General features: G+C 66.4%; 26 protein-coding genes, 1 tRNA gene and 1 pseudogene. 19 read left to right on the forward strand and 9 right to left on the reverse strand.

Features of this window, described 5'->3' with window-relative positions:
- The 3 genes and pseudogenes from G0Q01_RS15180 to G0Q01_RS15190 all read left to right on the forward strand — a co-directional run.
- Positions 1-192 (forward strand): annotated as a pseudogene (locus G0Q01_RS15180) (aldehyde dehydrogenase); the annotation flags it as partial.
- 225 nt (positions 193-417) lie between these two features.
- Positions 418-1899, forward strand: coding sequence for a ribosome biogenesis GTPase Der (der, locus tag G0Q01_RS15185; RefSeq protein ID WP_164196383.1), 1482 nt, complete (start codon positions 418-420; stop codon positions 1897-1899).
- A 237-nt stretch (positions 1900-2136) separates the two neighbouring features.
- Positions 2137-2421 carry a hypothetical protein gene (locus G0Q01_RS15190; RefSeq protein WP_164196384.1) on the forward strand — a complete coding sequence of 95 codons (285 nt, stop codon included), beginning with the start codon at positions 2137-2139 and terminating at the stop codon, positions 2419-2421.
- 163 nt (positions 2422-2584) lie between these two features.
- Here G0Q01_RS15190 and G0Q01_RS26610 read toward each other — a convergent pair whose 3' ends face one another.
- From G0Q01_RS26610 to G0Q01_RS15205, 3 genes are read right to left on the reverse strand one after another with little or no spacing between them, the layout of a single operon-like run.
- Positions 2585-3286 (reverse strand): hypothetical protein, encoded by a 702-nt coding sequence (locus G0Q01_RS26610; RefSeq protein WP_203595038.1) that lies wholly within the window; start codon positions 3284-3286, stop codon positions 2585-2587.
- A gap of 15 nt (positions 3287-3301) precedes the next feature.
- Positions 3302-4594 (reverse strand): serine--tRNA ligase, encoded by a 1293-nt coding sequence (serS, locus tag G0Q01_RS15200; protein WP_164213604.1) that lies wholly within the window; start codon positions 4592-4594, stop codon positions 3302-3304.
- A gap of 50 nt (positions 4595-4644) precedes the next feature.
- Positions 4645-5376 (reverse strand): serine protease, encoded by a 732-nt coding sequence (locus G0Q01_RS15205; RefSeq protein WP_164196387.1) that lies wholly within the window; start codon positions 5374-5376, stop codon positions 4645-4647.
- A gap of 214 nt (positions 5377-5590) precedes the next feature.
- On the opposite strand from G0Q01_RS15205, the gene yajC reads away from it, so the two are divergent.
- The 11 genes from yajC (at position 5591) to G0Q01_RS15260 (ending at position 13527) form a co-directional block, all read left to right on the forward strand.
- Positions 5591-5878, forward strand: coding sequence for a preprotein translocase subunit YajC (yajC, locus tag G0Q01_RS15210; RefSeq protein ID WP_092431329.1), 288 nt, complete (start codon positions 5591-5593; stop codon positions 5876-5878).
- Positions 5879-5903: 25 nt separating this feature from the next.
- Positions 5904-7565 (forward strand): protein translocase subunit SecD, encoded by a 1662-nt coding sequence (secD, locus tag G0Q01_RS15215; RefSeq protein ID WP_164196388.1) that lies wholly within the window; start codon positions 5904-5906, stop codon positions 7563-7565.
- A gap of 3 nt (positions 7566-7568) precedes the next feature.
- Positions 7569-8537 (forward strand): protein translocase subunit SecF, encoded by a 969-nt coding sequence (gene secF / locus G0Q01_RS15220; RefSeq protein WP_164196389.1) that lies wholly within the window; start codon positions 7569-7571, stop codon positions 8535-8537.
- A 365-nt stretch (positions 8538-8902) separates the two neighbouring features.
- On the forward strand, positions 8903-9256 hold the full coding sequence (locus tag G0Q01_RS15225) for an Mth938-like domain-containing protein (RefSeq protein ID WP_108965148.1): 354 nt from the start codon (positions 8903-8905) through the stop codon (positions 9254-9256).
- Between the two features lie 136 nt (positions 9257-9392).
- Positions 9393-10019 carry a heme ABC exporter ATP-binding protein CcmA gene (gene ccmA, locus G0Q01_RS15230; RefSeq protein WP_164196390.1) on the forward strand — a complete coding sequence of 209 codons (627 nt, stop codon included), beginning with the start codon at positions 9393-9395 and terminating at the stop codon, positions 10017-10019.
- Complete coding sequence (gene ccmB / locus G0Q01_RS15235; RefSeq protein WP_164213605.1) at positions 10016-10672, forward strand: heme exporter protein CcmB; 657 nt, start codon at positions 10016-10018, stop codon at positions 10670-10672. Before ccmA ends, ccmB begins: the two co-directional genes overlap by 4 nt.
- 81 nt (positions 10673-10753) lie before the next feature.
- The gene (locus tag G0Q01_RS15240) at positions 10754-11482 is read left to right on the forward strand and encodes a heme ABC transporter permease (RefSeq protein ID WP_164196392.1); all 729 of its coding nucleotides are present in this window, start codon (positions 10754-10756) and stop codon (positions 11480-11482) included.
- Entirely contained in the window at positions 11479-11637 is a 159-nt protein-coding gene (gene ccmD / locus G0Q01_RS15245; protein ID WP_203595039.1) for a heme exporter protein CcmD, read from the forward strand. The genes G0Q01_RS15240 and ccmD overlap by 4 nt, the downstream gene beginning before the upstream one ends.
- Positions 11630-12181, forward strand: a complete 552-nt coding sequence (locus G0Q01_RS15250) for a DsbE family thiol:disulfide interchange protein (RefSeq protein ID WP_235940172.1) — start codon at positions 11630-11632, stop codon at positions 12179-12181. The genes ccmD and G0Q01_RS15250 overlap by 8 nt, the downstream gene beginning before the upstream one ends.
- Before the next feature lie 70 nt (positions 12182-12251).
- Entirely contained in the window at positions 12252-12791 is a 540-nt protein-coding gene (locus G0Q01_RS15255; protein WP_235940174.1) for an NUDIX hydrolase, read from the forward strand.
- Positions 12792-12795: 4 nt separating this feature from the next.
- On the forward strand, positions 12796-13527 hold the full coding sequence (locus tag G0Q01_RS15260; RefSeq protein ID WP_164196394.1) for a DUF3445 domain-containing protein: 732 nt from the start codon (positions 12796-12798) through the stop codon (positions 13525-13527).
- Here G0Q01_RS15260 and G0Q01_RS15265 read toward each other — a convergent pair.
- The 5 genes from G0Q01_RS15265 to G0Q01_RS15285 form a co-directional block, all read right to left on the reverse strand.
- On the reverse strand, positions 13524-14261 hold the full coding sequence (locus G0Q01_RS15265; RefSeq protein ID WP_164196395.1) for a hypothetical protein: 738 nt from the start codon (positions 14259-14261) through the stop codon (positions 13524-13526). The two genes, G0Q01_RS15260 and G0Q01_RS15265, sit on opposite strands and share 4 nt — an antisense overlap.
- Before the next feature lie 130 nt (positions 14262-14391).
- Positions 14392-15198, reverse strand: a complete 807-nt coding sequence (locus G0Q01_RS15270; RefSeq protein WP_370457275.1) for a lytic transglycosylase domain-containing protein — start codon at positions 15196-15198, stop codon at positions 14392-14394.
- 130 nt (positions 15199-15328) lie between these two features.
- On the reverse strand, positions 15329-15553 hold the full coding sequence (locus tag G0Q01_RS15275) for a hypothetical protein (RefSeq protein ID WP_164196396.1): 225 nt from the start codon (positions 15551-15553) through the stop codon (positions 15329-15331).
- 143 nt (positions 15554-15696) lie between these two features.
- Positions 15697-17103: a type I glutamate--ammonia ligase gene (glnA, locus tag G0Q01_RS15280; RefSeq protein WP_108965156.1), complete on the reverse strand. Its 1407-nt coding sequence runs from the start codon at positions 17101-17103 to the stop codon at positions 15697-15699.
- A 100-nt stretch (positions 17104-17203) separates the two neighbouring features.
- Positions 17204-17542 carry a P-II family nitrogen regulator gene (locus G0Q01_RS15285; protein WP_108965157.1) on the reverse strand — a complete coding sequence of 113 codons (339 nt, stop codon included), beginning with the start codon at positions 17540-17542 and terminating at the stop codon, positions 17204-17206.
- A 172-nt stretch (positions 17543-17714) separates the two neighbouring features.
- Here G0Q01_RS15285 and G0Q01_RS15290 point away from each other — a divergent pair, with 172 nt between their 5' ends.
- From G0Q01_RS15290 to G0Q01_RS15300, 3 genes are all read left to right on the forward strand, one after another.
- Positions 17715-19271, forward strand: a complete 1557-nt coding sequence (locus tag G0Q01_RS15290) for an NAD(P)H-hydrate dehydratase (protein ID WP_164213606.1) — start codon at positions 17715-17717, stop codon at positions 19269-19271.
- A gap of 120 nt (positions 19272-19391) precedes the next feature.
- A tRNA-Leu gene (locus G0Q01_RS15295) sits at positions 19392-19476 on the forward strand.
- Between the two features lie 239 nt (positions 19477-19715).
- Positions 19716-20792 (forward strand): acyltransferase, encoded by a 1077-nt coding sequence (locus G0Q01_RS15300; RefSeq protein WP_164213607.1) that lies wholly within the window; start codon positions 19716-19718, stop codon positions 20790-20792.
- A gap of 946 nt (positions 20793-21738) precedes the next feature.
- Here G0Q01_RS15300 and G0Q01_RS15305 read toward each other — a convergent pair.
- Positions 21739-22629 carry a serine hydrolase gene (locus G0Q01_RS15305; RefSeq protein WP_164196399.1) on the reverse strand — a complete coding sequence of 297 codons (891 nt, stop codon included), beginning with the start codon at positions 22627-22629 and terminating at the stop codon, positions 21739-21741.
- Between the two features lie 166 nt (positions 22630-22795).
- Between G0Q01_RS15305 and fabG the strand changes: the two genes are divergently transcribed.
- Both fabG and G0Q01_RS15315 read left to right on the forward strand, forming a co-directional pair.
- Positions 22796-23533 carry a 3-oxoacyl-[acyl-carrier-protein] reductase gene (gene fabG / locus G0Q01_RS15310; RefSeq protein ID WP_164196400.1) on the forward strand — a complete coding sequence of 246 codons (738 nt, stop codon included), beginning with the start codon at positions 22796-22798 and terminating at the stop codon, positions 23531-23533.
- A 219-nt stretch (positions 23534-23752) separates the two neighbouring features.
- Positions 23753-23986 (forward strand): acyl carrier protein, encoded by a 234-nt coding sequence (locus tag G0Q01_RS15315; RefSeq protein WP_007800270.1) that lies wholly within the window; start codon positions 23753-23755, stop codon positions 23984-23986.
- The last annotated feature ends 97 nt before the right edge of the window (positions 23987-24083 follow it).

Raw genomic sequence — 24083 nt, forward strand, 5'->3', positions numbered from 1 at the left:
GCCGGCCGGCTGCTGGTCAACGGGTTCCCGACCGGCGTCGAGGTCTGCGACGCGATGGTCCACGGCGGGCCTTACCCCGCGAGCACCAACTTCGGCGCCACCTCGGTGGGCACGCTCTCGATCCGCCGCTTCCTGCGCCCGGTGAGCTACCAGAACCTGCCCGACGCACTGCTGCCCGGCGATCTGACGTAAGCCGCGCCGCCCCCGAGACGCGCCCGCGCTGCCCGACCGGCGGCGCGGGCGTTTGCGTTGGGGCACGCGTATTTGGAAAGGGGCGACGGACGGGGTGCGGCCTGTCCTATCTTCAGGAACTGATTGTCCCGGCGGCGCCCATAAGCAGGGCCACGTTCGAGATCCCTTTCTCCTGCCCGAGCTTTGCGTTAAAGGCGGGGTTTGAATCCGCAAGAGGTGCGTGCCATGACATTCTCCCTCGCCATCGTCGGCCGCCCCAACGTTGGCAAGTCCACCCTGTTCAACCGCCTGGTCGGCAAGCGGCTCGCGCTGGTCGACGACCAGCCCGGCGTCACCCGCGACCTGCGCGAGGGCGAGGGCAAGCTCGGCGACCTGCGCTTCACCGTCATCGACACGGCGGGTCTCGAGGAGGCCACCGACGAGTCGCTGCAGGGCCGTATGCGCAAGCTCACCGAGCGTGCGGTGGACATGGCCGACATCTGCCTCTTCATGATCGATGCGCGCGTCGGCGTGACCCCGACCGACGAGGTCTTCGCCGAGATCCTGCGCAAGCGCTCGGCGCATGTGATCCTTGCCGCCAACAAGGGCGAGGGCTCGGCTGCCGACGCCGGTGTGATCGAGGCCTACAGCCTTGGCCTCGGCGAGCCGATCCGGCTCTCGGCCGAGCATGGCGAGGGTCTGCCCGAACTCTACAGTGCGCTGATGCCGCTGGCCGATGCCTTTGCCGAGCGGGCTGCCGAGGAGGCGCCCGAGACCGAGCTGGAGCTCGACGAGGACGAGCTGGGCGACGATGAGGACGGCGAGGCCAAGCTGGTCATGCCGACCGCGGGCAAGCCGATGCAGATCGCCGTGGTCGGCCGCCCCAACGCCGGCAAGTCGACGCTGATCAACAAGATCCTCGGCGAGGACCGGCTGCTGACCGGCCCCGAGGCGGGGATCACCCGCGACGCGATCTCGGTCCGGCTGGACTGGGAAGGCGTTCCGATGCGCATCTTCGACACGGCTGGCATGCGCAAGCGCGCCAAGGTGCAGGAAAAGCTCGAGAAGCTCTCGGTCTCGGACGGTCTGCGCGCGGTCAAGTTCGCCGAGGTCGTGGTGGTGCTTCTCGATGCCGCCATCCCCTTCGAGCAGCAGGACCTGCGCATCGCGGACCTTGCCGAGCGTGAAGGCCGGGCGGTGGTGGTCGCGGTCAACAAGTGGGACGTCGAAGAGCACAAGCAGGAGAAGCTGCGCGACCTCAAGGAGGCCTTCGACCGGCTGCTGCCGCAGCTGCGCGGCGCGCCGCTGGTCACCGTCTCGGCCAAGACCGGGCGCGGGCTCGACCGTCTCAACGCGGCGATCATGAAGGCCTGGACCACCTGGAACCGGCGGGTTTCGACCGGCCAGCTCAACCGCTGGCTCGAGGGCATGGTGTCGAGCCACCCGCCGCCCGCACCGCAGGGCCGCCGCATCAAGCTGCGCTACATGACCCAGGCCAAGACCCGGCCGCCGGGCTTCGTGGTGATGTGCTCGCGGCCGCAGGACATGCCCGACAGCTACACGCGCTACCTGGTCAATGGCCTGCGCGAAGCCTTCGACATGCCCGGTACGCCGATCCGCCTGACACTGCGCGGGCAGGGCGACAAGAACCCCTACAAGGGCCGCCGCGAGAAAAACGCCGGCGCGCTCAAGAAGCACCTCGGCAAGCTGCCCAAGCAGAAGGGCTGAGCCGACCCCGTGACGCGGGCAAGCGCCGGAGCAGATGCTCCGGCGCTTTTGCGTTTGGGCGGGACGCCCGGCATTGCGGGTGGCAATCCCGAGATGTTCACCCTTTACGAGAAGATTTCCCGCGAAGATTGCGCGCCCGCAGCTTGGTTTATCTTCGGTACCTGAGCTTCAACATAAGGTTGCAAGGATAAGTGACGCTAGGTAAAGTTCGATTCACTTTGATTTGGAGTATTTGACATGAAATTGACTCATCTTTCCGCCATCGCAGCCGTGGTCGCCCTGTCTTCGACCGCGGCTTTCGCCAACGTCAAGCAGGTGAAATGCCAGGGTTTCATCATCGCGGTCGAAGAGGGAATCGTCGCCGCGGCCGAAGAAAAGGCGGGGTCCGCAACCGAGGCAGAGGCGAATATCTGCGAAGCGGCAACGCAGATCTCGGTTTCGGGCGACGATCCCGAAGTGCATGAGATTGTGATCCTGCCCTACGAGATCCGCACCACAGTGGTCATGATCCCGACCGACTGACAGCAGCCCTCGCCGAAGGGGAGGCCATGGCCGATTGGGGGGAGATCTCGATACTCCTGATCGTTGCGGCTCTGGTTGATCCTCGGGTCGATCTTTCGACGTCCTCCGTCACCTCCGCGGGTCGCTCCGCGGAGGTGATCGTTTTCGGGTGGCGAAAAGCCGCCTACTCGGTGTCGGTGCCGCGCAGCGCGAGGATCGCGAAGATGCCCGCTGCGGCGAGCCCGGCCACCGCGAAGTTCAGCGGGCTGGCGTTGGCGACGATCACCGCGATGAGCGCCCAGATCACCGTGATCCCGTAAAGCGGCGCGCGGTGCAGCCGGTATTGCGCGATGACCGAGATCGCCAGCGCCAGGGCCAGCGCCAGCAGCGCCGCCGGGGTCTCGGGCAGCAGCCCGTAGCCTGCCAGCAAAAGCCCTACGGAGACGCAGGAGGCCGCCGTCAGCCAGCCCGCGTAGATCGCGATGGGGGCGATCTGCCACCAGCGGTCCATGTCGCCGGCGCGGAAGAGCGCCAGAAGGGCGGTCACCAGCATGACCCAGATCATCGCGGTGGCGGCGATCGGAGAGACCTGCGCCACCGGAAGCCAGAAGATGCCCACCGCAAGGCTGATCAGCAGCGGGTCGCGATGGTCCATCCAGTCGTAATCGTCCGAGCGGCGAAAGAGGCCGAATCCGGTGCCGGCGATGAGCCACAGATAGATCAGCCCCCAGATCGCGAAAGCGTAGCCCGCGGGCTGCACCGGCGGGTCGACCTGCGGGACCGGAAAGGCGTCCGGCGCGAATCCGGTGAACCCGGGGAACACCAGCGGCGAGGCCGCGAAGGCGATCGCCGCGAGAAACAGCAAGAGCGGCCGGACCCAGATCATCTTGGTTCCCGCCCCTCAGACCAGCGTGCCGTCGGCGGCGATGCGGGTCTTGCCGCGCAGCCACGGATGCAGCGCCTCGGGCAGATCGACCGAGCCGTCCGCCTGCTGGCCGTTCTCCAGCACCGCGATCAGGCAGCGCCCAACGGCGAGCCCCGAGCCGTTCAGCGTGTGCAGGAACTCCGGCTTGCCGCCCCCTTCGGGCTTGAAGCGGGCGTTCATCCGACGCGCCTGAAAATCGCCGCAGACCGAGACCGAGCTGATCTCGCGGTACTGATTCTGGCCGGGCAGCCAGACCTCGATGTCATGCGTGCGGCGCGCGCCGAAGCCCATGTCGCCGGTGCACAGAACCACGGTGCGATAGGGCAGGCCGAGTTTCCCGAGAATGCCCTCGGCGCATTTCGTCATCCGGTCGTGCTCGTCGCGGCTTTTCTCGGGATGGGTGATCGAGACCATCTCGACCTTCTCGAACTGATGCTGGCGCAGCATGCCCGCGGTGTCGCGGCCGGCCGAGCCCGCCTCGGAGCGGAAACATTGCGTGTGCGCCACGTAGCGGCGGGGCAGGTAGCTTTCCTCGACCGTCGCGCCATTGACGATATTGGTCAGCGTCACCTCGGCGGTGGGCACCAGCCACCAGCCCTCGCGGGTCTGGTAGCTGTCCTCGCCGAACTTCGGCAGCTGGCCGGTGCCGTACATCATCTCGTCGAGCACCAGCACCGGGGTCCAGGTCTCCGACAGGCCGTTCTCCTCGACGTGGGTGTCGAGCATGAACTGCGCCAGCGCGCGGTGCACGCGGGCCACGGCGCCCGAGAGCAGCACGAAGCGCGAGCCGGAGAGCTTGGCCGCGGTCTCGAAGTCCATGCCGGGCACCACCGAGGGCAGCTCGTAATGCTCCTTGGGGGTGAAGTCGAAGCTCTTCGGCGTGCCCCAGCGGCGGATCTCGACGTTGTCGTCCTCGTCGGCGCCGTCGGGCGTGTCGTCGAAGGGCAGGTTGGGAATGCCCATCAGCATGTCGGTCAGCTGCGCGTCGAGCTCCTTGGCCCGGCCCTGCATCTGGGCGACTTCGGCCTTCTTCTCGGCGACCAGCGCGCGCAGGCGCTCGAATTCGGCCTCGTCGCCGCTGGCCTTTGCCTTGCCGACGTCCTTGGAGGCGGCGTTCTGCGCGGCCTGCGCGGTCTCGGCGGCATGGATCGCGGCGCGGCGCTCTTCGTCCAGCGCCAGCACGGGGGCCGAGGCATTCTCCACACCCCGGCGCGAGAGCGCCGCATCGAAGGCGGCGGGGTTTTCGCGAATGGCGCTGATGTCGTGCATCGGTCTCGTCCTCTTTATGTGCGACTCGCGCGGGTTATGCCCTGAAAAGCTCAGGGAGTGTAGGGGGAGCCGCGCGTAAGACGCGTCCGGAGCCAGTCATCCACCGGCACGGCGAGCGTGCTGCGCGCGTTGGTGGCGCTGACAACGCCGATGACGCGCCACGGGGCATCGGGAGCACCGGGCTCGCGCGCCAGCACCGGCCCGCCGGAATTGCCGGGCCGCACCGGGCAGCCCAGGCGCAGCAGGGCATGCTCGCGCGCCCCGTCGCAATCAAAGCGCGCCGAGAGCCGGTTGGGCTGCGTGTCATGGTAGCCGAGAAGCGCGAAGGGTGGGGCGGATGTGCTGCCGAGCGTCAACGGGGCCACCGTCAGCGGGCGGGCGAGGGTGAGCACGGCAAGGTCGTGCTCGATGTCGAGCCGGTGGCCCCTGTAGGCCTCGGGGTGCGCCTCGTAGGAGGCCACCTGCGCGTGATCGGCGTAGGCGCCGCCGAGCCACCCGGCGACAAAATGCAGCCGTGCGGGGTCCACCGGGTCGCCCTCGGGGCCGGCCACGCAATGCGCGGCGGTAAGCACGAGGGCAGGCGCGACAAGCGTGCCCGAACACATGCCGCGCCGGTTGTAGCCGCGGGTGTTGACCCGGCCGATCGCCTGCCACCCGGCGTGGTCTTCGGCCGGCAGCGGCAGGGGGGCCTGCGCGGCGGCAGGCAGGGCGAGGAAGAGAAGGGCGAGAAAGAGGAGGGCAGCAAGGAGGCGCGGGAGCCGCGCTTTGCGGGATCGTGTCATCGGAGTATGGGCGTCTTCCGCTGGGGGCGCAGCGGAAGGTAGAGGTCCGCCGGGCGCACGTCCATCACGCACACGTGTGTGCATGGCGCGCGCATCGCCCGCGCATGCGGTGTGCCCCGTCCCATCGCGCCTTGCATCGGCGGAGGATCGCACATAGGTTCCGGCCAAATTTTGCGGGGGGTGTCCCCCATATAACACCAAGAGGAGCCCGCCCATGGATGGCAGCGCAGTCGCCCAGTTCGTCCCCCTGATCCTGATCTTCGGCATCATGTACTTCCTGCTGATCCGTCCGCAGCAGAAGAAAGTGAAAGAGCACCAGAAGATGGTCAGCGCCCTGCGTCGCGGCGATCAGATTGTCACCCAAGGCGGCCTCATCGGCAAGGTGGTGAAGGTCAAGGAAGGCGGCGAGGTCGAGGTCGAGATCGCCGAGGGCGTCAAGGTCCGCGTGATCCAGAGCACAGTTGCTCAGGTCCTGTCGAAGACCGAGCCCGCCGAGTCCTGATCCCAACGCGAAAGCGCCCCAGACAATGCTTCAGATCGATCTTTGGAAACGCCTGACCATCTGGGCGCTCGTGATCGTAGGGCTGGCCTTGGCCAGCCCTAACCTGTTCTACAACAGGGTAGAATCCCACAATGACGCGGTTGCCGCCATCGAAAAGTCGGGTGCCACGCCCGAGCGAGAGGCGGCCGCCGCGAGCTGGCCGAGCTGGCTGCCCTCCGGGTTGGTCAACCTCGGCCTCGACCTGCGCGGCGGGGCGCATCTGCTCGCCGAGGTAAAGGTCGCCGACGTCTACGCCTCGCGGCTCGAGGCGCTCTGGCCCGACGTGCGCGACATCCTGCGCCCCGAGCGCGATACGGTCGGCACCATCCGCCTGCAGCCCTCACCGGCCGGCGAGCTGCGCGTGCGCATCTCCAACCCCGACGGCATGGCCCGCGCGCTGGAGCTGGTGCGCGGTCTCGCGCGTCCGGTGACCTCGCTCACCGGCGCCGGCTCCAACGACCTCGAGGTCAGCGGGCAGGGCGACGAGATCGTCGTGACCCTGTCGGAGGCCGAGAAACAGGCCACCGACGAGCGCACCATGCAGCAGTCGCTGGAAATCATCCGGCGCCGGATCGATGAGGTCGGCACCCGCGAGCCGACGATCCAGCGGCAGGGCAGCGACCGCATCCTGATCCAGGTGCCGGGAATCGGCTCGGCCGCCGAGCTCAAGGACATCATCGGCACCACCGCCCAGCTGACCTTCCAGCCGGTCGTCAGCCGCACCACCAACGCCGACACCACCCCCGGCGTGGGCAACGAGCTCTTGCCCGCGATGAACGAGGAGGGGGTCTACTACGTGCTCGAGCAGGCGCCCGTCGTCACCGGCGAGGAGCTGACCGACAGCCAGCCGAGCTTCGACCAGAACGGCCGTCCGGCGGTAACCTTCCGCTTCAACCCGAGCGGCGCGCGCAAGTTCGGCGACTACACCGCCGCCAACATCGGCTCGCCCTTCGCCATCGTTCTCGACGACGAGGTGATCTCGGCCCCGGTGATCCAGAGCCACATCCCCGGCGGCTCGGGCATCATCACCGGCCAGTTCTCGGTCGAGGAATCCACAAACCTCGCCGTGCTGCTGCGCGCCGGGGCGCTGCCCGCCGGGCTCGACTTCCTCGAGGAACGGACCATCGGTCCGGAACTGGGACAGGACAGCATCGAAGCGGGCAAGCTGGCGACAGGCGTGGCCTTCGTCGCGGTGCTCGGCTTCATGTGGGCGAGCTACGGGCTCTTCGGCATCTTCGCAAATATCGCGCTCATCGTGAACGTCGGGCTGATCTTCGGCCTGCTGTCGATGATCGGCGCGACGCTGACGCTGCCCGGCATCGCCGGCATCGTGCTGACCGTCGGTATGGCGGTGGACGCCAACGTGCTGATCTTCGAGCGTATCCGCGAGGAACTGAAGACCGCGCGCGGGCCGGCACGGGCCATCGAGCTTGGCTATGAAAAGGCGCTGTCGGCCATCGTCGACGCCAACATCACCACCATCATCACGGCGATCATCCTCTATGTCATGGGCTCGGGTCCGGTGCGCGGTTTCGCCATCACCCTCGGCCTCGGCATCGTCACCTCGGTCTTCACCGCGATCTATGTCACCCGGCTGCTGATCGCGATGTGGTTCGAACGCCGCCGTCCCAAAACCATCGAGGTCTGAGCCATGCGTCTTCGTGTCATTCCCGACAATACGAGCTTCGACTTCTTCAAGCGCTGGAAGCTGTGGTTCGGCATCTCCGGCCTGATGATCGTGCTGGCGCTGGTCAGCTTCGGCGTGCGCGGCCTGAACTACGGCATCGACTTCCGCGGCGGCACCACCATCCGCACGCAGAGCGCCGAGGTGGTGGACGTCGGCGCCTACCGCGACGCGCTCGGCACGCTGGGGCTGGGCGACGTGGTGATCTCCGAAGTATTCGACCCGTCCTTCGGGCCGGATCAGAACGTCGCCATGGTCCGCATCCAGGCGCAGGACGAGGAAGAGGCCGTCACCCCCGAGACCATCGCTCAGGTCGAGGCGGCGCTGCAGGGCGTCGCGCCGGACATCGAGTTCGTCTCGGTGGAATCCGTCGGCCCCAAGGTGTCGGGCGAGTTGATCTGGACCGCGGTCGAGGCGGTGGTTCTGGCCATCGGCGCGGTGCTGATCTACATCTGGCTGCGCTTCGAATGGCAGTTCGCGCTCGGCGCGGTGCTGGCGCTGGTGCACGACGTGGTGCTGACGATCGGCGTCTTCTCCGAGCTCCAGATGAAGTTCGACCTGACCACCATCGCGGCGCTGCTGACCATCGTCGGCTATTCGCTCAACGACACCGTCGTGGTCTTCGACCGAGTCCGCGAGAACCTCATCAAGTACAAGAAAACCGAGCTCAAGGAGGTGCTGAACCTCTCGATCAACGAGACCCTCAGCCGGACCTTCATGACCTCCTTCACCACGCTGCTGGCGCTCTTCGCGCTCTTCGCGCTGGGGGGGGACGTGATCCGCGGATTCGTCTTCGCGATGATCTGGGGCGTCTTCGTGGGGACTTACTCCTCGGTCTTCGTCGCCTCGACCGTGCTGCTCTGGCTCGGCGTCAAACGCGACTGGAGCAAGACCGAGGCAGAGGCCGAGGCCAAGAAGACCGGCAGCAGCGTCTGAGCCGGCTTCCGGGGCCGGGAAACCAGCCCCGGCGCGCCCCGAGACGTGCAACCTCGGGCCGGACTGCCGGTTTTTGCGCCGGTGCGCGAGCAAGGCCCTAGACTTTGGTCTAGGGCTTTGTCGCTTTCGTATATCCCCGCTATGCTGGCCCTCCACCTGCGCCCCCCGCTGCCCGCCCCAAGCAGCGGGGCAATGGTCGCGCGGGGTAATTAGCTTTGATTTTTCATGTTTCGGCCTTATGCTGCCGCAGCGCGGCATGATCATGCTTCGTGCATCGTTTCGGGAGGGGGTGCACAGCGGGATCGGCGCGATCACAGGGACCGCGGTCCGCTTCGGGCCGCCTGTATGGGACCAGGGGAAGAACCATGCGGATGAATGAAATCAACTTCAGCGACGCGATGCCGGTCGAAGGCTACGGCCCGGGATTTTTCCGCATTGGCGGGCGTCCTGTCGATGGCGGCGTCTGCCTCTCTCCCGATGGCATGAAGCCTTGGGCGGGACTGTCGGACGAGGACACGCTGGTCTCGCTCGCGGGCAAGATCGACGTGCTCTTCGTCGGCACGGGGGGCGACATCGCGTTGCTGCCCAAGACGCTGTCGAGCCGGCTCGAAGAAGCGGGCGTCGGGGTCGAGGTGATGAACTCGCCGTCGGCCTGCCGCACCTACAACGTGCTGCTGGGCGAGGGACGCCGGGTGGCTCTGGCGGCCATGCCCGTCTGACCTGGCATCTTCGGAGCCTTAGCCAATCCGGCCGCGCCCGCGGCGCCTGTGCCGGACCAGCCATGACCCTGCAACAGCTTGTCGCGGCGCGGCTTTCGCGCTTTCCCGGGCCATTCGGCTGGGGTAAGCCCGTGGCATGACCCTGCCCACGACCTTGACAGTTCGCGATCTGGCCGTCGCCCGGGGCGGCGTGCCCGTGCTGGAGCGGCTCAGCTTCACGCTGTCCTCCGGGCGCGCACTCGTGCTGCGCGGGCCGAACGGCTCGGGCAAGACCACCTTGCTGCGCACCATCGCCGGGCTGCAACCGGCCTTCGAGGGCAAGATCGAGGGGGCGGGCGAGCGCATCGCCTATGCCGCTCATTCCGATGGTCTGAAATCCATGCTCTCGGTCACCGAGAACCTGCGCTTCTGGGCGCAGGTCTTCGCGCAGACCGACATCGAGGCCGCTCTCGAGGCCTTCGACCTGCGCGGGCTCGAGGAGCGCATGGCCGGAACTCTTTCTGCCGGGCAGAAGCGCCGCTTGGGCCTGGCCCGGCTGATGGTCACCGGGCGCCCGGTCTGGGTGCTGGACGAGCCGACGGTCTCGCTTGACACGGCCTCGGTGGCGCGCTTTGCCGAGGCGGTGCGCGGCCATCTGGCGGCGGGCGGCTCGGCGCTGTTGGCAACCCATATCGATCTGGGGCTGGACGAGGCAGAGGTGCTTGACGTCACCCCCTTCAAGGCCGCGCCCCGGGTGTCTCTGGAAGATGAGGCCTTCTTGTGATTGCGCTTCTTCTCAGGGACTTGCGGCTCGCGGTTCGCGCGGGTGGGGGCTTTGGCCTCGGGCTTGCCTTCTTCCTCGTCGTCACCGTCCTCATCCCCTTCGGCGTCGGCCCCGAAACCGGCCTGCTGAGCCGCATTGCGCCGGGCGTCTTGTGGATCGGCGCGCTGCTGGCCTGCCTGCTGTCGCTCGACCGCATCTTCGCGCTCGACTGGGAGGACGGCTCGCTCGACCTTCTGGCCACGGCGCCGCTGCCGATGGAGGGGATCGTCACGATCAAGGCGCTGGCCCATTGGATCACCACCGGCCTGCCCCTGGTGCTTGCAGCGCCCGCGCTCGGCGTGTTGCTGAGCCTGCCGCCCTCGGGATACCTCTGGGTGCTGGTCTCGCTGGCACTCGGCACACCGGCGCTTTCGGTCATCGGCACCTTCGGCGCGGCGCTGATGGTGGGGCTGAAACGGGGCGGGCTGCTGCTGTCGATCCTCGTGCTGCCGCTCTATGTGCCGACGCTGATCTTCGGCGCAGAGGTCGCGCGGCGCGGGGCCGAGGGGCTGGCGGTGCAGACGCCGCTGCTGATGCTGGCCGGGATCAGCTTCGGCACATTGGCGCTGTTGCCTTTCGCCAGCGCCGCGGTTCTGAGGATCAACCTGCGCTGAGAGGTCACAGGGCGGCGGCAAGCATTGCCGCTGCCGAATATTTGAAGTGTAAAGAGGCGCGAGCTGGGCTAGGGGAGCCGCATGTCGATCTGGGAATACGCCAATCCGGTGAAGTTCATCCGCACCACCGACCGCATCCTGCCCTGGGTGTCGGTCGCGGCAGTGGTGTGCCTCGGGGTGGGGCTGGTCTGGGGCTATTTCTTCACCCCCGACGACTACCGGCAGGGCGCCACGGTCAAGATCATCTACCTGCACGTGCCCGCCGCGCTGATGGCGATCAATGCCTGGATCATGATGCTGGTCGCCTCGCTGATCTGGATCGTCCGCCGCCACCACGTCTCGGCGCTGGCGGCGCGCGCCGCCGCGCCGGTCGGGGCAACCTTCACCGTCATCGCGCTGGCCACCGGCGCGCTCTGGGGACAGCCGATGTGGGGGACCTGGTGGGCCTGGGATCCGCGGCTCACTTCCTTCCTGATCCTCTTCCTGTTCTACCTTGGCTACATGGCGCTGTGGTCGGCGATCGAAAACGATGACACCGCGGCGGATTTGACCTCGATCCTCTGCCTCGTCGGCTCGGTCTTCGCGCTCTTGTCGCGCTACGCGGTGCTGTTCTGGAACCAGGGGCTGCACCAGGGCGCCTCGCTGTCGCTGGACAAGGAAGAGAACGTCGCCGACGTCTTCTGGTATCCGCTGCTGGTCTGCATCGCCGGTTTCGTGCTGCTTTTCGTGGCGCTGGTCTTCCTGCGCACGCAGACCGAAATCCGCGCCCGCCGGTCGCGCGCGCTGCTGGCACGGGAGGGCCGGACATGATGCCCGATCTGGGGAAATACGCCTTTGCCGTGCTCGCCTCCTACGGGGTGAGCCTGGCGCTGATCAGCGCGCTGGTCGCCGTGAGCCTGCGCCGTGCCCGCCGCGTCCGGGCCGAACTCGAAAAGATCGAACAGAGGGTGAAACGCCATGGCTAAGGTCTCGCCGCTGATGGTGATTCCGCCGCTGATCTTCGCCGGATTCGCGGTGATGGCCTATTTCGGCATGCAGCGCGGCGATCCCAACTCACTGCCGTCCACCTTCATCGGCAAGCCGGCTCCGGCCTTGCCCGCGGCGACGCTCGACGGTTTTCCCCCGGTGGCGGATGCCGATCTGCGCACTGGCGAGGTGACCGTGGTGAACTTCTGGGCGAGCTGGTGCCCCCCGTGCCGCGCCGAGCATCCGGTGCTGCTGCACCTGCAGGAGCAGGGCGTGCGCATCGTGGGCGTGAACTACAAGGACAAGACCGGGGCCGCCTCGGGCTACCTGACCGAAGACGGCTCGCCCTTTATCGGTGTGCCTTTTGATCCGCAGGGCCGCGCGGCGATCGAATGGGGGGTGACCGGCCCGCCCGAGACCTTCATCCTCGGCGGCGACGGCACGGTGCTGCACAAGCACGTCGGCCCTCTGGCCGGCACGCTCTACACCGAGGACTTCCTGCCTGCGCTGGAAGAGGCGCTGGGGCGTGATCTCGAGCCTTGAGCGCGTGGACCATGGAGACGATGACAGGGCCGGGGGCATCGCTCCCGGCCTTGGCGCGCAAGGAGCGAAAATGTCCGATTTGCCGTGGACCATGGAGCTGCGCGACGCGCGCGATCGGCAGAACTGGGCGGCTCTTGGGGCGCTGATGACGCGCGAGGCCGATCCTTATGGCCGAGACCCGATGAAGGATCACGTCACCGGTTCGGGCTTCGTGGTCTCTCCCTGCCGGGGCTTCACGCTTCTGTTGCATCACGCCAAGCTGGGCCGCTGGCTGCAGCCCGGCGGACATTGCGACGGCGATCCGGACGTGGCGGGGGTGGCCGCGCGCGAGATTGTCGAAGAGACCGGTTTGTCCGCCCGCCTGCTATCGCCGCGACTTTTCGACATCGACATCCACGAGATCCCCGCCCGCGCTGATGAGCCCGCACATTTTCACTACGATTTGCGGTTTCTCTTCGAGGCTGACCCTGCGAACCCCTTGCTTGGGAACGCGGAATCACACGACCTTCGCTGGGTGGCCCTGGACGATCTGCCGCGCTACGCGCCGCAGCGCTCTGTCTGCGTGCTGCGCGAGAAGCTGCCCCTCTGGAGGGCCGAGAGCGGAGAATGACGTGATGATCCTGCAGGCACGGATTCCCCATGACCTGACGCAGATGAAGCCCCTGCCGGGGATCGCTCCGCTCGATCCGGCGGCCTGGCTGCAGGTCGACGATGCCTATGCCGCGCAGATGGCAGAACGCGAGCGCCTGCTGGCGACGCAGCGCGCGGCGGTGCTGGCGATCGAGCCCGAGGCGATGCCCGCGGCGCAGGAACTGCTCGAGGTGGTTCTGGCGCATCTGCCCGAGTCCTTCACGCGCAAAGGCGAGGTGGTGACCCGGCCCGACGGCGTCGAGGTGACGCTCGACCGGAACGACCCCATGGGCACGCTCGGCGTGCTGGTTCAGGAAGATCTGTGCCTACTGCAGAAACGCGGCGACGAGCACGTCCTGACAGCGGCGGTGCTCTGCTTCCCGGCGGGCTGGCGGCTGGCGGACAAGATCTCGCGCCCGCTCAGTGTCATCCACGTTCCGATTCCCGAGTATGATGACAACATCGGCCGCCGGGTGCAGAGGCTCTTCGACGGGGTGCGCCCGGGCAAACCGCTGGTGCGATTCAACCGGCTGTTCCACGACGATCCCACGCTGTTCCAGCCGGGGCCGCGCCGCAGCAACACGGACCGGGCCAACCCCGCGACCGCGCCCTATCTGCGCTCGGAGCGTCAGTGCCTCGTGCGGCTGCCCGAAACGGCGGCGGTGGTCTTCTCGATCCACACCTTCGTTGTCGAGCGCGGGCCAGGCACGCCTTAGAGCGGCAGGTTCAGCAGTCCGGCATTGTCGAGGAAGACACCGAGGACGGTGAAGCTGAGAAATTGCGTCGCAAGGCGAATGTCCATCCCGCGTGACAGAGCGACGGCGGCCAGCACCAAGGCGACGGGCAGGTTGATCATCGCCAGCAGCCCGGTCATCGCCCAGGCCGCCAGCGACAGCCGCGTCTGCGCCGGATCGGACACCGCAACGACCATGGGCAGCCCCGAGGCCCTGGGAATGGTCGGCTCGGCGGGATCGGTCAGCGTCTCGGCCATGGCGTCTCGGATTCCCTCGGCCAGCAGCTTCTCGGCTGCGGGATCGATCGGCGCAAGCCGCTTGCGCGGCGGGCGGGTGAGCTGGTCGGGCAGGGTCTCTGGCGAGAGCCGGGTCCTGGGAGAGAGCCACTCGATCTCGGTTGCCGCACACAGCGGCGAGAGTCGGCGCACCGCCTCGAGCAGCAGCGCGATGGCCTTGGGGCCGCTGGCGAGACCGCCTTCGCGGCAGAGCACCCGCAGCACGATGCGCGGTGTGCCGCGCGTTCCGTCGAAATGGGTCAGGCAGAGCCCCATGCAGTCACCCATCAGCGCCAGACGCCGGCGCGAGACGAGAAGCGGGCGGCCCGAGGAATTGTCATGCGCAAGCAGGGTTTTGCCCGCCATTTTCAGCAACTGGACGAGATCCGGGCGTGCCGTGTCGGGCAGGTAGAGGGCCGCGTAGGGGGCTTTGCCCGTCATCCACATGTTCCTTCTCAAGGGTCTTGGATGCCAGTTTTGCGCGCCAAATGAGGAAGAACTTTGTCTCAAACGGGTCCCGGGGAGGACGATTTGAAAAAAATCAGACCACCCCGGGTTGCATAAATGTAAACTAGCCGACTTTCTGCGCAACCAAGGCAATGGCCTGCTGGTAGACGGTCGCGGCGTTCCATTCGTTCAGCACGCGGAAGTTCGCTGTGCCCTCGCCAAAGGGCTGACCGGGCTGCCAGCCTTTCTGGCGCAAGAAATTGGCGGTGGAGGCCAGAGCGTCGTACTGGTTGTAGAAATCGACCCGCCCGTCGCCATTTCCGTCGACCCCGTAGCGCAGCGCATTGCCCGGCAGGAACTGGGTATGGCCGAGCTCACCATGGGCGGCGCCCTGTTGGCTGGGCGAGAGCATCCCGCGGTCGACCATCTGCAGCGCCGCGATCGCGTGCGGTGTGAAGAAGGCCGAGCGGCGGCAGTCGTAGGCCACGGTGGTGATCGAGGAGACGACTGGCACGTTGCCCATGGTCCGGCCGAACCCGGTTTCCATGCCGTGGATCGCCAGCAGGATACCGGCGGGCACGCCGTAGCGCTGCTCGAGGGCATTGTAGAACTGCCGGTTCTGGTCGCGGCGCTTGCGGACCTGTGCGGCGAAACCATCGACCGAGCCGAGGCGGATTCGGATGAACTCGTCGAGCGGGTATTTGACGCCCTTCTGGCTGCGGTCGACCTTGATCGTGTAGCTCGAGTAGGGGGCGCCCATCAGCGCCTGAATGCCGCGTTCGCCGACGCCCGCGCGCTGCGCCTCGGCGGCGAATTCGCGTTTCCACGCATCGAAGCCCGAGGCGGTGTTGCCGCAGCTCGCCGCGATGGCGGCTCCGGCCGAGAGGGACAGCGAGGCGGCTGCGAGGATATTCATAAAGGTGCGGCGCATTCTTGGGACTCCGAACAAACGCATGTGCCGCAGCAACCTAGTGCGCGGCCCCGGCTGCGGAAAGGGATGCGGCCCAGACGTGAGGTCACAAGGCGGGAGTTTGCCCAGCCGCCCCCGCGCGTCGGGCGCGTCAGAGCGATGCGATCTCCATCGCGCGGGTGATGATCATACCGGCGAGGCTCAGCAGCGTGACCAGGCTGAAGCTCAGCAGGACCAGCCGCTGGATCCGCCGCCTTCGGGCGCGGGCGTCGTCTTCGGGGTAGGCCGCGAACGGCGTTCCCGGCTCGGCGGCGAAGTTCCGCACCGCGTTTGGCCGCGAGGCTGTTTCGGAGCGCCCGGCGAAATCCTTGTTCATACTGAAAAGTCCTCTGTGTCTCGCGAGGTAGAAATTCCCTCGTCGCCCACACTCCTAAGGCAATCTGGAGAATGCAGGGCAGAATTTCGGCATGAAAAAGGCGCCCCGTGGGGCGCCTTTCCGTGCTGTCCGTGAAAGTCGGATCAGCAGCTGTAGTACAGTGCGAATTCCACCGGGTGCGGCGTCATTTCGTAGGCTTCGAGCTCTTCCATCTTCAGGGCGATGTAGCCTTCGACCTGGCTCTTGGTGAACACGTCGCCGGCCAGCAGGAAGTCCATGTCGGCTTCCAGCTCGGTGAGCGCTTCGCGCAGCGAGCCGCAGACGGTCGGGATCTCTGCGAGCTCTTCCGGCGGAAGGTCGTAGAGGTTCTTGTCCATGGCTTCGCCCGGATCGATCTTGTTCTTGATACCGTCGAGGCCAGCCATCAGCAGAGCCGCGAAGCAAAGATAGGGGTTTGCCGAGGGGTCGGGGAAGCGAGCTTCCACACGCTTTGCCTTCGGCGATTCGGTCCACGGAATACGGACGCAGCCCGAGCGGTTGCGTGCGGAGTAGGCGCGCAGAACCGGCGCTTCGTAGCCCGGAACCAGACGCTTGTAGGAGTTGGTCGCCGGGTTGGTGAAGGCGTTCAGCGCCTTCGCGTGCTTCAGGATGCCGCCGATGAAGTACAGCGCTTCCTGCGACAGGTCCGCGTATTTGTCGCCTGCGAAGAGCGGCTTGCCGTCCTTCCAGATCGACATGTTCACGTGCATGCCCGAGCCGTTGTCGCCCTTGATCGGCTTCGGCATGAAGGTTGCCGAACGACCGTAGGCCTGTGCCACGTTGTGGATGATGTACTTGTACTTCTGGAGCTCGTCAGCCTGCTTGGTCAGCGTGCCGAAGATCAGGCCCAGCTCGTGCTGCGAGGTCGCAACTTCGTGGTGGTGCTTGTCGACCTTCATGCCCAGACGCTTCATGGTCGAGAGCATCTCGGAACGGATGTCCTGGCCGTCGTCCATCGGGTTCACCGGGAAGTAGCCGCCCTTGTAGGTCGGACGGTGGCCCAGGTTGCCCATCTCGAAGTCGGCGTCGGTGTTCCAGGCAGCGTGGTCTGCGTCGACCTCGTAGGACACCTTGTTCGGGGCGACCGAGTACTTCACGTCGTCGAACAGGAAGAATTCAGCTTCCGGGCCGAAGTAGGCCGCATCGCCGATGCCCGAGGAGATCAGGTAGGCTTCTGCCTTGGCCGCGGTGCCGCGCGGGTCGCGGTCATAGGCTTCGCCGGTGTCGGGTTCGACGACCGAGCAGTGCAGGCAGAGCGTCTTCTCGGCGTAGAACGGGTCGATGTAGGCGCTTTCGGTGTCGGGCATGAGCTTCATGTCGGAAGCTTCAATCGACTTCCAGCCGGCGATGGACGAGCCGTCGAACATGAAGCCTTCGTCGAGGAAGTCTTCGTCGACGAGGTCGGCGATGACGGTCACGTGCTGGAGCTTGCCGCGCGGGTCGGTAAAGCGGATGTCGACGTAGGCTACGTCCTCATCCTTAATAAGCTTGAGAACTGCGTCCTTGCTCATTCCCTTCTTCCCTTTCTGTACTTGGGTCCGGTGTGTTCTGATGGTTTCAGCTCGCCGCGCGTCCGGTGACGCGCGGGAGATGACGCAGGGCGGTTTCGACTCAGAGCGCGTCGGAGCCGGATTCGCCGGTGCGGATACGGATGGCCTGCTCGATGGGGCTGACGAAGATCTTGCCGTCACCGATCTTGTCGGTTTTCGCGGCAGAGATGATCGCCTCGATCGCGGCGTCGACCTGATCGTCGTCCAAGACGACTTCGATCTTCACTTTCGGAAGAAAATCAACCACATACTCCGCGCCCCGGTAGAGCTCGGTGTGGCCTTTCTGACGACCGAAACCTTTCACTTCGAGCACGGAGAGGCCTTGGATGCCTGCGTCCTGCAACGCTTCCTTAACCTCGTCGAGCTTGAACGGCTTGATGATCGCCTCGACCTTCTTCATGGCCCTGTCTCCTCGTTTTCCCGTGTCGGACCCTGCCAGACCACTTCTCATCGACCGCGACAATCGGATAGGGTTTCCGGGCAAGGAAATATGAGGCGATTTTTGGCATGTGGTTATTTTTTGCGCAAGTCGCTTGTGAAATGAGCAGAATTGAATCGCGCATGTGCGCCGCATGAGCATCCTTTTGACGGCTGCACAAATGCGCAGCGCCGAGCGGACAGGAATGGCCCGCGGGGCTGGCAGTGGCGCCGATCTGATGGAGCGGGCGGGGCAGGGCGTGGTCACGGCGCTGCTGGCAAGATGGCCCCAGCTTGCAATGGCTCCCGCGCATGCGCTGGTGCTCTGCGGACCGGGCAACAACGGCGGCGACGGCTTCGTCATCGCGCGGCTTCTGGCCGGGCTCGGCTGGCAGGTGGAGGTCTTTCTGCTGGGCGATGCCGATCGGCTGCCGCCGGATGCGCGGCTCAACCACGACCGCTGGTCGGCGCTCGGTCCGGTGGGCCGGCTGCCCTTCGATGCGCCGCCCGTGGCCGCCGGACCCAAGGGGGTTCTGATCGACGCGCTCTTCGGCACGGGGCTCACCCGCGGGCTCGGACCGGAGGTGGCGCAGGTGTTCTCCTGCTTGGACGCGCCGGGATTCGCTGGCTGGCAGCGGGTGGCAGTGGATCTGCCCTCGGGGCTCTGCGCGGATTCCGGGCGGCGCATCGGCGGTGACGATGCCGCGGTCTTCGGCGCGGACCTCACGGTCAGTTTCCACGCCGCCAAGCTGGGGCACTACCTGGGGGAGGGGCCCGCGCTCTGCGGCGCGCTGGAGGTGGCAGAGATCGGCCTACCGGACGGGCTGGTCGCAGATCCCGCGGCGCTGATCGAGGCGCCGACCTTCCCGCTCGCCAAGCGCGCCGGGCACAAGTACGGCCATGGTCACGCGCTGGTGCTGGGGGGCGGCTTCGGGCGGACCGGCGCCGCGCGTCTGGCCGCGCGCGCGGCGCTGCGGATCGGCGCGGGGCTGGTGACGCTCGCCGTGCCGGGCGCGGCGCAGATGGAGGTCGCGGCGCAGATCACCGCGCTGATGCTGCGCCGGGTGGAGGCGGGGGAAGACCTCAGCGCAGTCCTCGAGGAGGGGCGCCTCAACGCGCTCTGCCTCGGGCCCGGCCTTGGGATCGAGCGCGCGCGCGACCTGGTGCCCGTCGCGCTTGCCGCAGGCCGGGCGACCGTGCTGGATGCGGACGCGCTGAGCGCCTATTCGGACGCCCCCGAAACGCTCTTTTCCCAATTGCATCCGGCCGTCGTTCTTACCCCGCATGATGGCGAGTTTGCCAGGCTCTTCCCGGACCTTGCCGCGCGCCTGCCTGCGCCTGCGCAGCATGGGCCGGCCTTTTCGCGGGTCGATGCGGCGCGGGCGGCGGCAGAGCGGGCAGGCTGCACCCTGCTCTTGAAGGGCCCGGACACGGTGATCGCCGCTCCGGGAGGTCCGGCTTCGGTCCATGCCGCGGCCTATGGGCGGGCCGCCCCCTGGCTCGCCACCGCCGGGGCCGGCGATGTGCTGGCCGGGCTGACCTGCGGGCTCCTGGCGCGGGGCGCCGCGCCGCTGCAGGCCGCGCAGACCGCCGCCTTCGTGCATGTCGAAGCGGCACGCCACTTCGGTCCCGGGCTGATCGCCGAGGATCTTGCCGAGGCGCTCCCGTCAGTCCTGCGCGATCTGGGGGCTGGGGGCGCTGCCCCGCCCTAGCGGGCCCTGCGTAAAAATGACCGTAGGGGCACCGCAAGCCTTGGGGCGATTTTTCCTCTCGCGTCGCCCGAGGCACTTTGTTAGATATCCAGCCGATCCGGGTGCCGCGCGCACCTGCGTGCGGGTGTGGCGAAATTGGTAGACGCACCAGATTTAGGTTCTGGCGCCGCAAGGCGTGGGGGTTCAAGTCCCTTCACCCGCACCATTTTTCTCGACCTTCAGGCATGAGCGGCCAGCGTGACGGCTCTGTGGATCATCTCCGCAGGTGTCGGGTGGCGCACTCGCGGTGGCGCGTTAAGAAAATATTTTCCTTCCTTCTGCCAAAGATGGATCCGGCGGTGTTCGATATCGGCGGCAGGTCCATATGCGCCGTCCGGCGGGCGCAGGGATCTGGGGCTTGTGGCAGTCCATGCCGCGCTTTGGTGCCCACCGCCCGGCGATAGAATGGTGAAAGAGGTTTATGTGTCAGGACTGAGGATCCCAACGATCGCCGACCGCGCTGCGGGCCGCGACAACAACTTCAATCTCCTGAGGATGTTGGCCGCGATCGGGGTCCTTATTTCGCATGCCTATCCGATCAGCCTCGGCCCCGGCGCCGAAGAGCCCCTGGCGCTCGCGCTGAGAGGGTGGTCCTTGGGCAGCCTCTGCGTCATGATCTTCTTTGCGATCTCGGGGTTCTTTATCGCGCGCAGTTTTGCCACGAAGGCGTCGGTCAGCGATTTCCTGCGGGCCCGGGCGCTGCGGCTCTTTCCGGCGCTGATCGTCATGCTGGCCCTGACGGTTCTTGCTTGCGCCGGGCTGAGCCAGGTTCCGGTCGACGTCTACCTGGCAGCAACGCCGGGCTATATGCTGTACAACTTGACGCTGGTTTTCCCTCATTATGAGTTGCCTGGCGTCTTCATGGCCAATCCCTACGGGCCGGCGATCAACGGCTCGCTCTGGACGCTCAACTACGAAGTCCTGTGCTATCTCGCAGTCGTCTTTTGCGGCCTGCTGGGGCTGCTCGTGCGCCCTCGTCTCTTCGGCCTCGCATGCGTCAGCCTCTGCGTGGCCTGGGCAGTGACCGAGGCGAGTGACCTGCATCCACGTCTGGCGGCGCTGGCGAAACTGGCGCTGCCCTTTGCCGCCGGAATGTCGCTATGGGTCTATCGCGAGAAAATTCCGCTCTCGCCGTGGCAGGCCGCATTCGGCGGCGCGATCGCCGCGGCGTCCTGGTCGACGCCGCTGTTCCACCCGCTTCTCATCTTGGCAGTGAGCTATGCGATCTTCGTCCTTGGCTACGCGCGGCTGCCACGCCTTCAGATCTACAACCGCCTTGGGGACTATTCCTATGGAACCTATCTCTACGCCTTCCCGGTGCAGCAGTTCCTGGCCTGGGCAGGCCTAACGTGGCCGCTCTGGAACATGGCCTGTGCGCTGCCCATTACGCTCGTCCTTGCGGCGTTGTCTTGGCACCTGATCGAAGCGCCGGCGTTGCGGTGGAAAGGAGGCGCGTCGCGGCGGCTGGCCGCAGCGGGTTGAGGGCCGGGTTTGCCGCGGAGAATCTGTGATCTTGGATCCGGCCAGCGGGGAGACTCCCTTCCGGAGCAGAATCGGTGTGTTCGGAGTCAGCGCAGGTTTTGCCTGCTTTGCGAGCGCAGAGCAGGCGGCGGCCTATGCAGAGGCCAAAGCGCCGCCACATCATCTAGTCCTTCGACTTTCCCACGATTGATTCTCGCAGAAATCTCGGCAACCGAGAGGTGAGAACGCTGGACGGAATCATCTGCATGACCCAACGTCACATTTGGTCCGTGAGTGGGCTGACATGCCTGATGATCCTGCGGTGCAAAGAGCCGGAATTTCCCGGTGCCGAAGGGGAGGGCGTTACATATACAAAAGTCCTTTTGTAATACCAGTTGCCCCGGGTTTGGAAAATCTTTCCATTTTCCGGGGCTATTGGTTGGGTCCCTTCCAAGACGAGCTTCAGCTCGGCGGGCCGCCCATCCTTCCGCGCTTGGTGACGCTGCGCGCTTCCCGCGAGTTCACCGCAAAGGCCCAGAGTGGTCGCCCGACCCGGCGAAAGTTTCAGACCAAGGGGATTTGCTTCATGGGTTGGCCTCCATCGACTTGGAAGGCGTCAGGCACAGGCTTTCCTTGGAGTGTGACCTCCGCGACGCTGGCGGCGTTTGCCTTGCTGCCTCGGGAAAAAGACCGGGTGGCGACGTCATCTGGCGGGGGAGGATACCGATAGCTGGCTGGCGTTCGGGCTAGCTCGCTGTCTTGGAGAATGAATAGCCTCCCCTCGAGCGCGGAGCAAGAGGCAAAGCGGAAAAATATCAGGAAATCATATAGTTGATAGTTTTCGTCGGGTTCGTTCGGTTGGGGCGCTCCCGGCAATCTCGGGTCTTGGCCCTCCGCGAAGCGCGACCGGATCTGGGGGCTTGCCAAGGACTTGCGCGTCCAGCGCCGCTTGGATCTCGACAGGCCGTCACGCGCAGACGTGGTGCACGGCTGCGCTTTCCGCGACGCCTTCTGCCGCGCCCCCGGCAAAGCTTGCGACGGTCACTGGCGGCTTCGCGTCCGGGAAGTGGTAGACTGCGTTGACGCAGAAGGGACCGCTGCCGGAATGGCCGAGCGCCCGCCCGACAGCGCCGGTCCTTCCGGTCATCAGCCCGAGCGAATAGCCGCAATCGGTCCAGGGACGCCCGTCGAGCGCGCCGCCGAGGCGGTGGCGCCGCAGCATCTGTGCCAGCGTGGCAGGCGCAAGCAGGGCGCCGGAGAAGAGCGCCTGCAACAGGCGTGCGGCATCCGCCGCCGTACCGGTGAGGCAGCCGTGGTAGACCCAGCCCGGGTGGTAGCCCCGCGCCTCGCGCCAGTGTACGCGGGCGAAATCGGCGCGGCGGCTGGCGAGCGCAATGCTCTGCAGGCCGAGTGGCCGGGTAATGACTTCGGAGAGCAGGGCTGCAAAGGGCCGACCCGCGGCCTCCTCGATGCGCTCGCGCACCAGCATGTAGCCGAGGTTGGAATAGGCCCAACCCTGGCCCGGGGCGAAGCGCGGACCCTGCGCCATGGTGGCGTCATAGATCTGGTCGCGGGGCCAGGGCTCCTCGTCCGAGGCGACTGCAGCGCGATAGGCGGGCAGGGCACAATACTCGGGCAGCCCTGCCGTGTGGTCCAGAAGCTGGCGCAGGGTGAAACCCTCGACGGGGCGGGGCGTGTCGAGGCGCAGCGCCCCGGCCTCGACCAGCTTCAGCGCGCAGATCGCCAGGACCGTCTTCGTGAAGCTCCAGTAGGGGAAGACCTCGTCGCCGGTACCGCCGAACACTTCGGCGGTCTCGCCGGTCAGCCGGCAGGTGAAAACGGGCGGATGCGGTTCCATGCGGCGGGCATAGCATGGCGCCGGCACGCGGGACAGCGCCGCGCCAGGGAGACATGTCAGGGAGACAAGACCGGGCCGGGTCCTGGGCACTGGCCCTTGCCCGAAAGACGCTGGGATGCCATATCGCCCGGAACGAGTTACGGAAAAGCAGAGGGGCACGGGCCTTATGTTCGATCTGACGGGAAAAAACGCGCTGATCACCGGCGCTTCGGGCGGCATCGGCGGCGCCATCGCCAAGGCGCTGCACGAGGCGGGGGCCACGGTTGGGCTCTCGGGCACCCGCGAGGCGCCGCTGCAGGAACTGGCCGCGGAGCTCGGCGATCGCGCTTTCGTGCTGCCCTGCAACCTTTCGGATCCCGAGGCCGTGGCGGCGCTGCCGAAACAGGCGGCGGATGCGATGGGCTCGGTCGACATCCTGGTGAACAACGCCGGCATCACCCGTGACAACCTTTTCATGCGCATGTCCGATGACGAATGGCAGCAGGTGCTCGACGTGAACCTCACCGCCACCTTCAAGCTCTGCAAGGGCGTGCTGCGCGGCATGATGAAGGCGCGCTGGGGTCGCATCGTGAACATCTCGTCGATCGTTGGGGCCACCGGCAACCCGGGCCAGGGCAACTATGCCGCGGCCAAGGCGGGCCTTGTCGGGATGACCAAGTCGCTGGCCTATGAGGTCGCCTCTCGCGGGATCACCGCCAATGCCGTGGCGCCCGGTTTCATCGAGACGGCGATGACCGACAAGCTCAACGATGACCAGAAAGCCGGCATCATGGGGCAGATCCCCGCGGGCCGCATGGGTACCGCCGATGAAATTGCCGCTGCGGTGCTCTATCTTTCCAGCCAGGAAGCTGCTTATGTCACAGGCGCGACGCTGCATGTGAACGGCGGTATGGCAATGCTCTGACCCCGCGCCTTCGGGCACGGCGGAAAGCGTTTGCCATCCTGCGTGCTTATGCTATAGGCGCGCAGGAACTTGGATCGGGTCGGCGCAGTCGTGCCGTTCTGGTCTTTCCCGGGTCTTCCGGGGTTACGTTGCCCGGTTCCGGGCGGATTGAGCAGCCACCCCGCTAGGGCAAGGGCAAAGACGGGTCGAGAGACCCAGACACATTGTGAGGACAGAAGAATGAGCGATATCCCTGATCGCGTGCGCAAGATCGTGGTTGAGCACCTGGGCGTTGAAGAAGACAAGGTGACCGAGAGCGCCTCGTTCATCGACGATCTGGGCGCGGACAGCCTCGACACCGTGGAACTGGTTATGGCCTTCGAAGAAGAGTTCGGCATCGAGATCCCCGATGACGCAGCCGAGACCATCCAGACCTTCGGCGACGCGGTGAAGTTCATCAAGGAAGCCTCCTGAGCTTTTCCGACTCCTGACCGGAGTTGTGGACGGCGCCCATTCGGGCGCCGTTCTGCGTTTCTGGTGCCGTGCAAGGCCCGTGGAGGGCCGAAGTGGG

This window comes from Salipiger sp. PrR007 (assembly GCF_010499845.1).
Classification (GTDB): Bacteria; Pseudomonadota; Alphaproteobacteria; order Rhodobacterales; family Rhodobacteraceae; genus Salipiger; species Salipiger pacificus_A.

Excerpts from the sequence above, each read along its gene's own strand:
- G0Q01_RS15265 (WP_164196395.1), bottom strand. The coding sequence starts at position 14,261 with ATGACGGGCAAAGCCCCCTACGCGGCCCTCTACCTGCCCGACACGGCA.
- der (WP_164196383.1), top strand. The coding sequence starts at position 418 with ATGACATTCTCCCTCGCCATCGTCGGCCGCCCCAACGTTGGCAAGTCC.
- secD (WP_164196388.1), top strand. The coding sequence starts at position 5,904 with ATGCTTCAGATCGATCTTTGGAAACGCCTGACCATCTGGGCGCTCGTG.
- G0Q01_RS15270 (WP_370457275.1), bottom strand. The coding sequence starts at position 15,198 with ATGCGCCGCACCTTTATGAATATCCTCGCAGCCGCCTCGCTGTCCCTC.
- serS (WP_164213604.1), bottom strand. The coding sequence starts at position 4,594 with ATGCACGACATCAGCGCCATTCGCGAAAACCCCGCCGCCTTCGATGCG.
- yajC (WP_092431329.1), top strand. The coding sequence starts at position 5,591 with ATGGATGGCAGCGCAGTCGCCCAGTTCGTCCCCCTGATCCTGATCTTC.
- G0Q01_RS15255 (WP_235940174.1), top strand. The coding sequence starts at position 12,252 with ATGTCCGATTTGCCGTGGACCATGGAGCTGCGCGACGCGCGCGATCGG.
- ccmA (WP_164196390.1), top strand. The coding sequence starts at position 9,393 with ATGACCCTGCCCACGACCTTGACAGTTCGCGATCTGGCCGTCGCCCGG.
- ccmD (WP_203595039.1), top strand. The coding sequence starts at position 11,479 with ATGATGCCCGATCTGGGGAAATACGCCTTTGCCGTGCTCGCCTCCTAC.
- G0Q01_RS15315 (WP_007800270.1), top strand. The coding sequence starts at position 23,753 with ATGAGCGATATCCCTGATCGCGTGCGCAAGATCGTGGTTGAGCACCTG.
- G0Q01_RS26610 (WP_203595038.1), bottom strand. The coding sequence starts at position 3,286 with ATGATCTGGGTCCGGCCGCTCTTGCTGTTTCTCGCGGCGATCGCCTTC.
- G0Q01_RS15250 (WP_235940172.1), top strand. The coding sequence starts at position 11,630 with ATGGCTAAGGTCTCGCCGCTGATGGTGATTCCGCCGCTGATCTTCGCC.
- G0Q01_RS15260 (WP_164196394.1), top strand. The coding sequence starts at position 12,796 with ATGATCCTGCAGGCACGGATTCCCCATGACCTGACGCAGATGAAGCCC.
- secF (WP_164196389.1), top strand. The coding sequence starts at position 7,569 with ATGCGTCTTCGTGTCATTCCCGACAATACGAGCTTCGACTTCTTCAAG.
- G0Q01_RS15305 (WP_164196399.1), bottom strand. The coding sequence starts at position 22,629 with ATGGAACCGCATCCGCCCGTTTTCACCTGCCGGCTGACCGGCGAGACC.
- G0Q01_RS15225 (WP_108965148.1), top strand. The coding sequence starts at position 8,903 with ATGCGGATGAATGAAATCAACTTCAGCGACGCGATGCCGGTCGAAGGC.
- glnA (WP_108965156.1), bottom strand. The coding sequence starts at position 17,103 with ATGAGCAAGGACGCAGTTCTCAAGCTTATTAAGGATGAGGACGTAGCC.
- G0Q01_RS15285 (WP_108965157.1), bottom strand. The coding sequence starts at position 17,542 with ATGAAGAAGGTCGAGGCGATCATCAAGCCGTTCAAGCTCGACGAGGTT.
- G0Q01_RS15240 (WP_164196392.1), top strand. The coding sequence starts at position 10,754 with ATGTCGATCTGGGAATACGCCAATCCGGTGAAGTTCATCCGCACCACC.
- G0Q01_RS15190 (WP_164196384.1), top strand. The coding sequence starts at position 2,137 with ATGAAATTGACTCATCTTTCCGCCATCGCAGCCGTGGTCGCCCTGTCT.
- G0Q01_RS15300 (WP_164213607.1), top strand. The coding sequence starts at position 19,716 with ATGGTGAAAGAGGTTTATGTGTCAGGACTGAGGATCCCAACGATCGCC.
- G0Q01_RS15275 (WP_164196396.1), bottom strand. The coding sequence starts at position 15,553 with ATGAACAAGGATTTCGCCGGGCGCTCCGAAACAGCCTCGCGGCCAAAC.
- G0Q01_RS15205 (WP_164196387.1), bottom strand. The coding sequence starts at position 5,376 with ATGACACGATCCCGCAAAGCGCGGCTCCCGCGCCTCCTTGCTGCCCTC.
- fabG (WP_164196400.1), top strand. The coding sequence starts at position 22,796 with ATGTTCGATCTGACGGGAAAAAACGCGCTGATCACCGGCGCTTCGGGC.
- G0Q01_RS15290 (WP_164213606.1), top strand. The coding sequence starts at position 17,715 with ATGAGCATCCTTTTGACGGCTGCACAAATGCGCAGCGCCGAGCGGACA.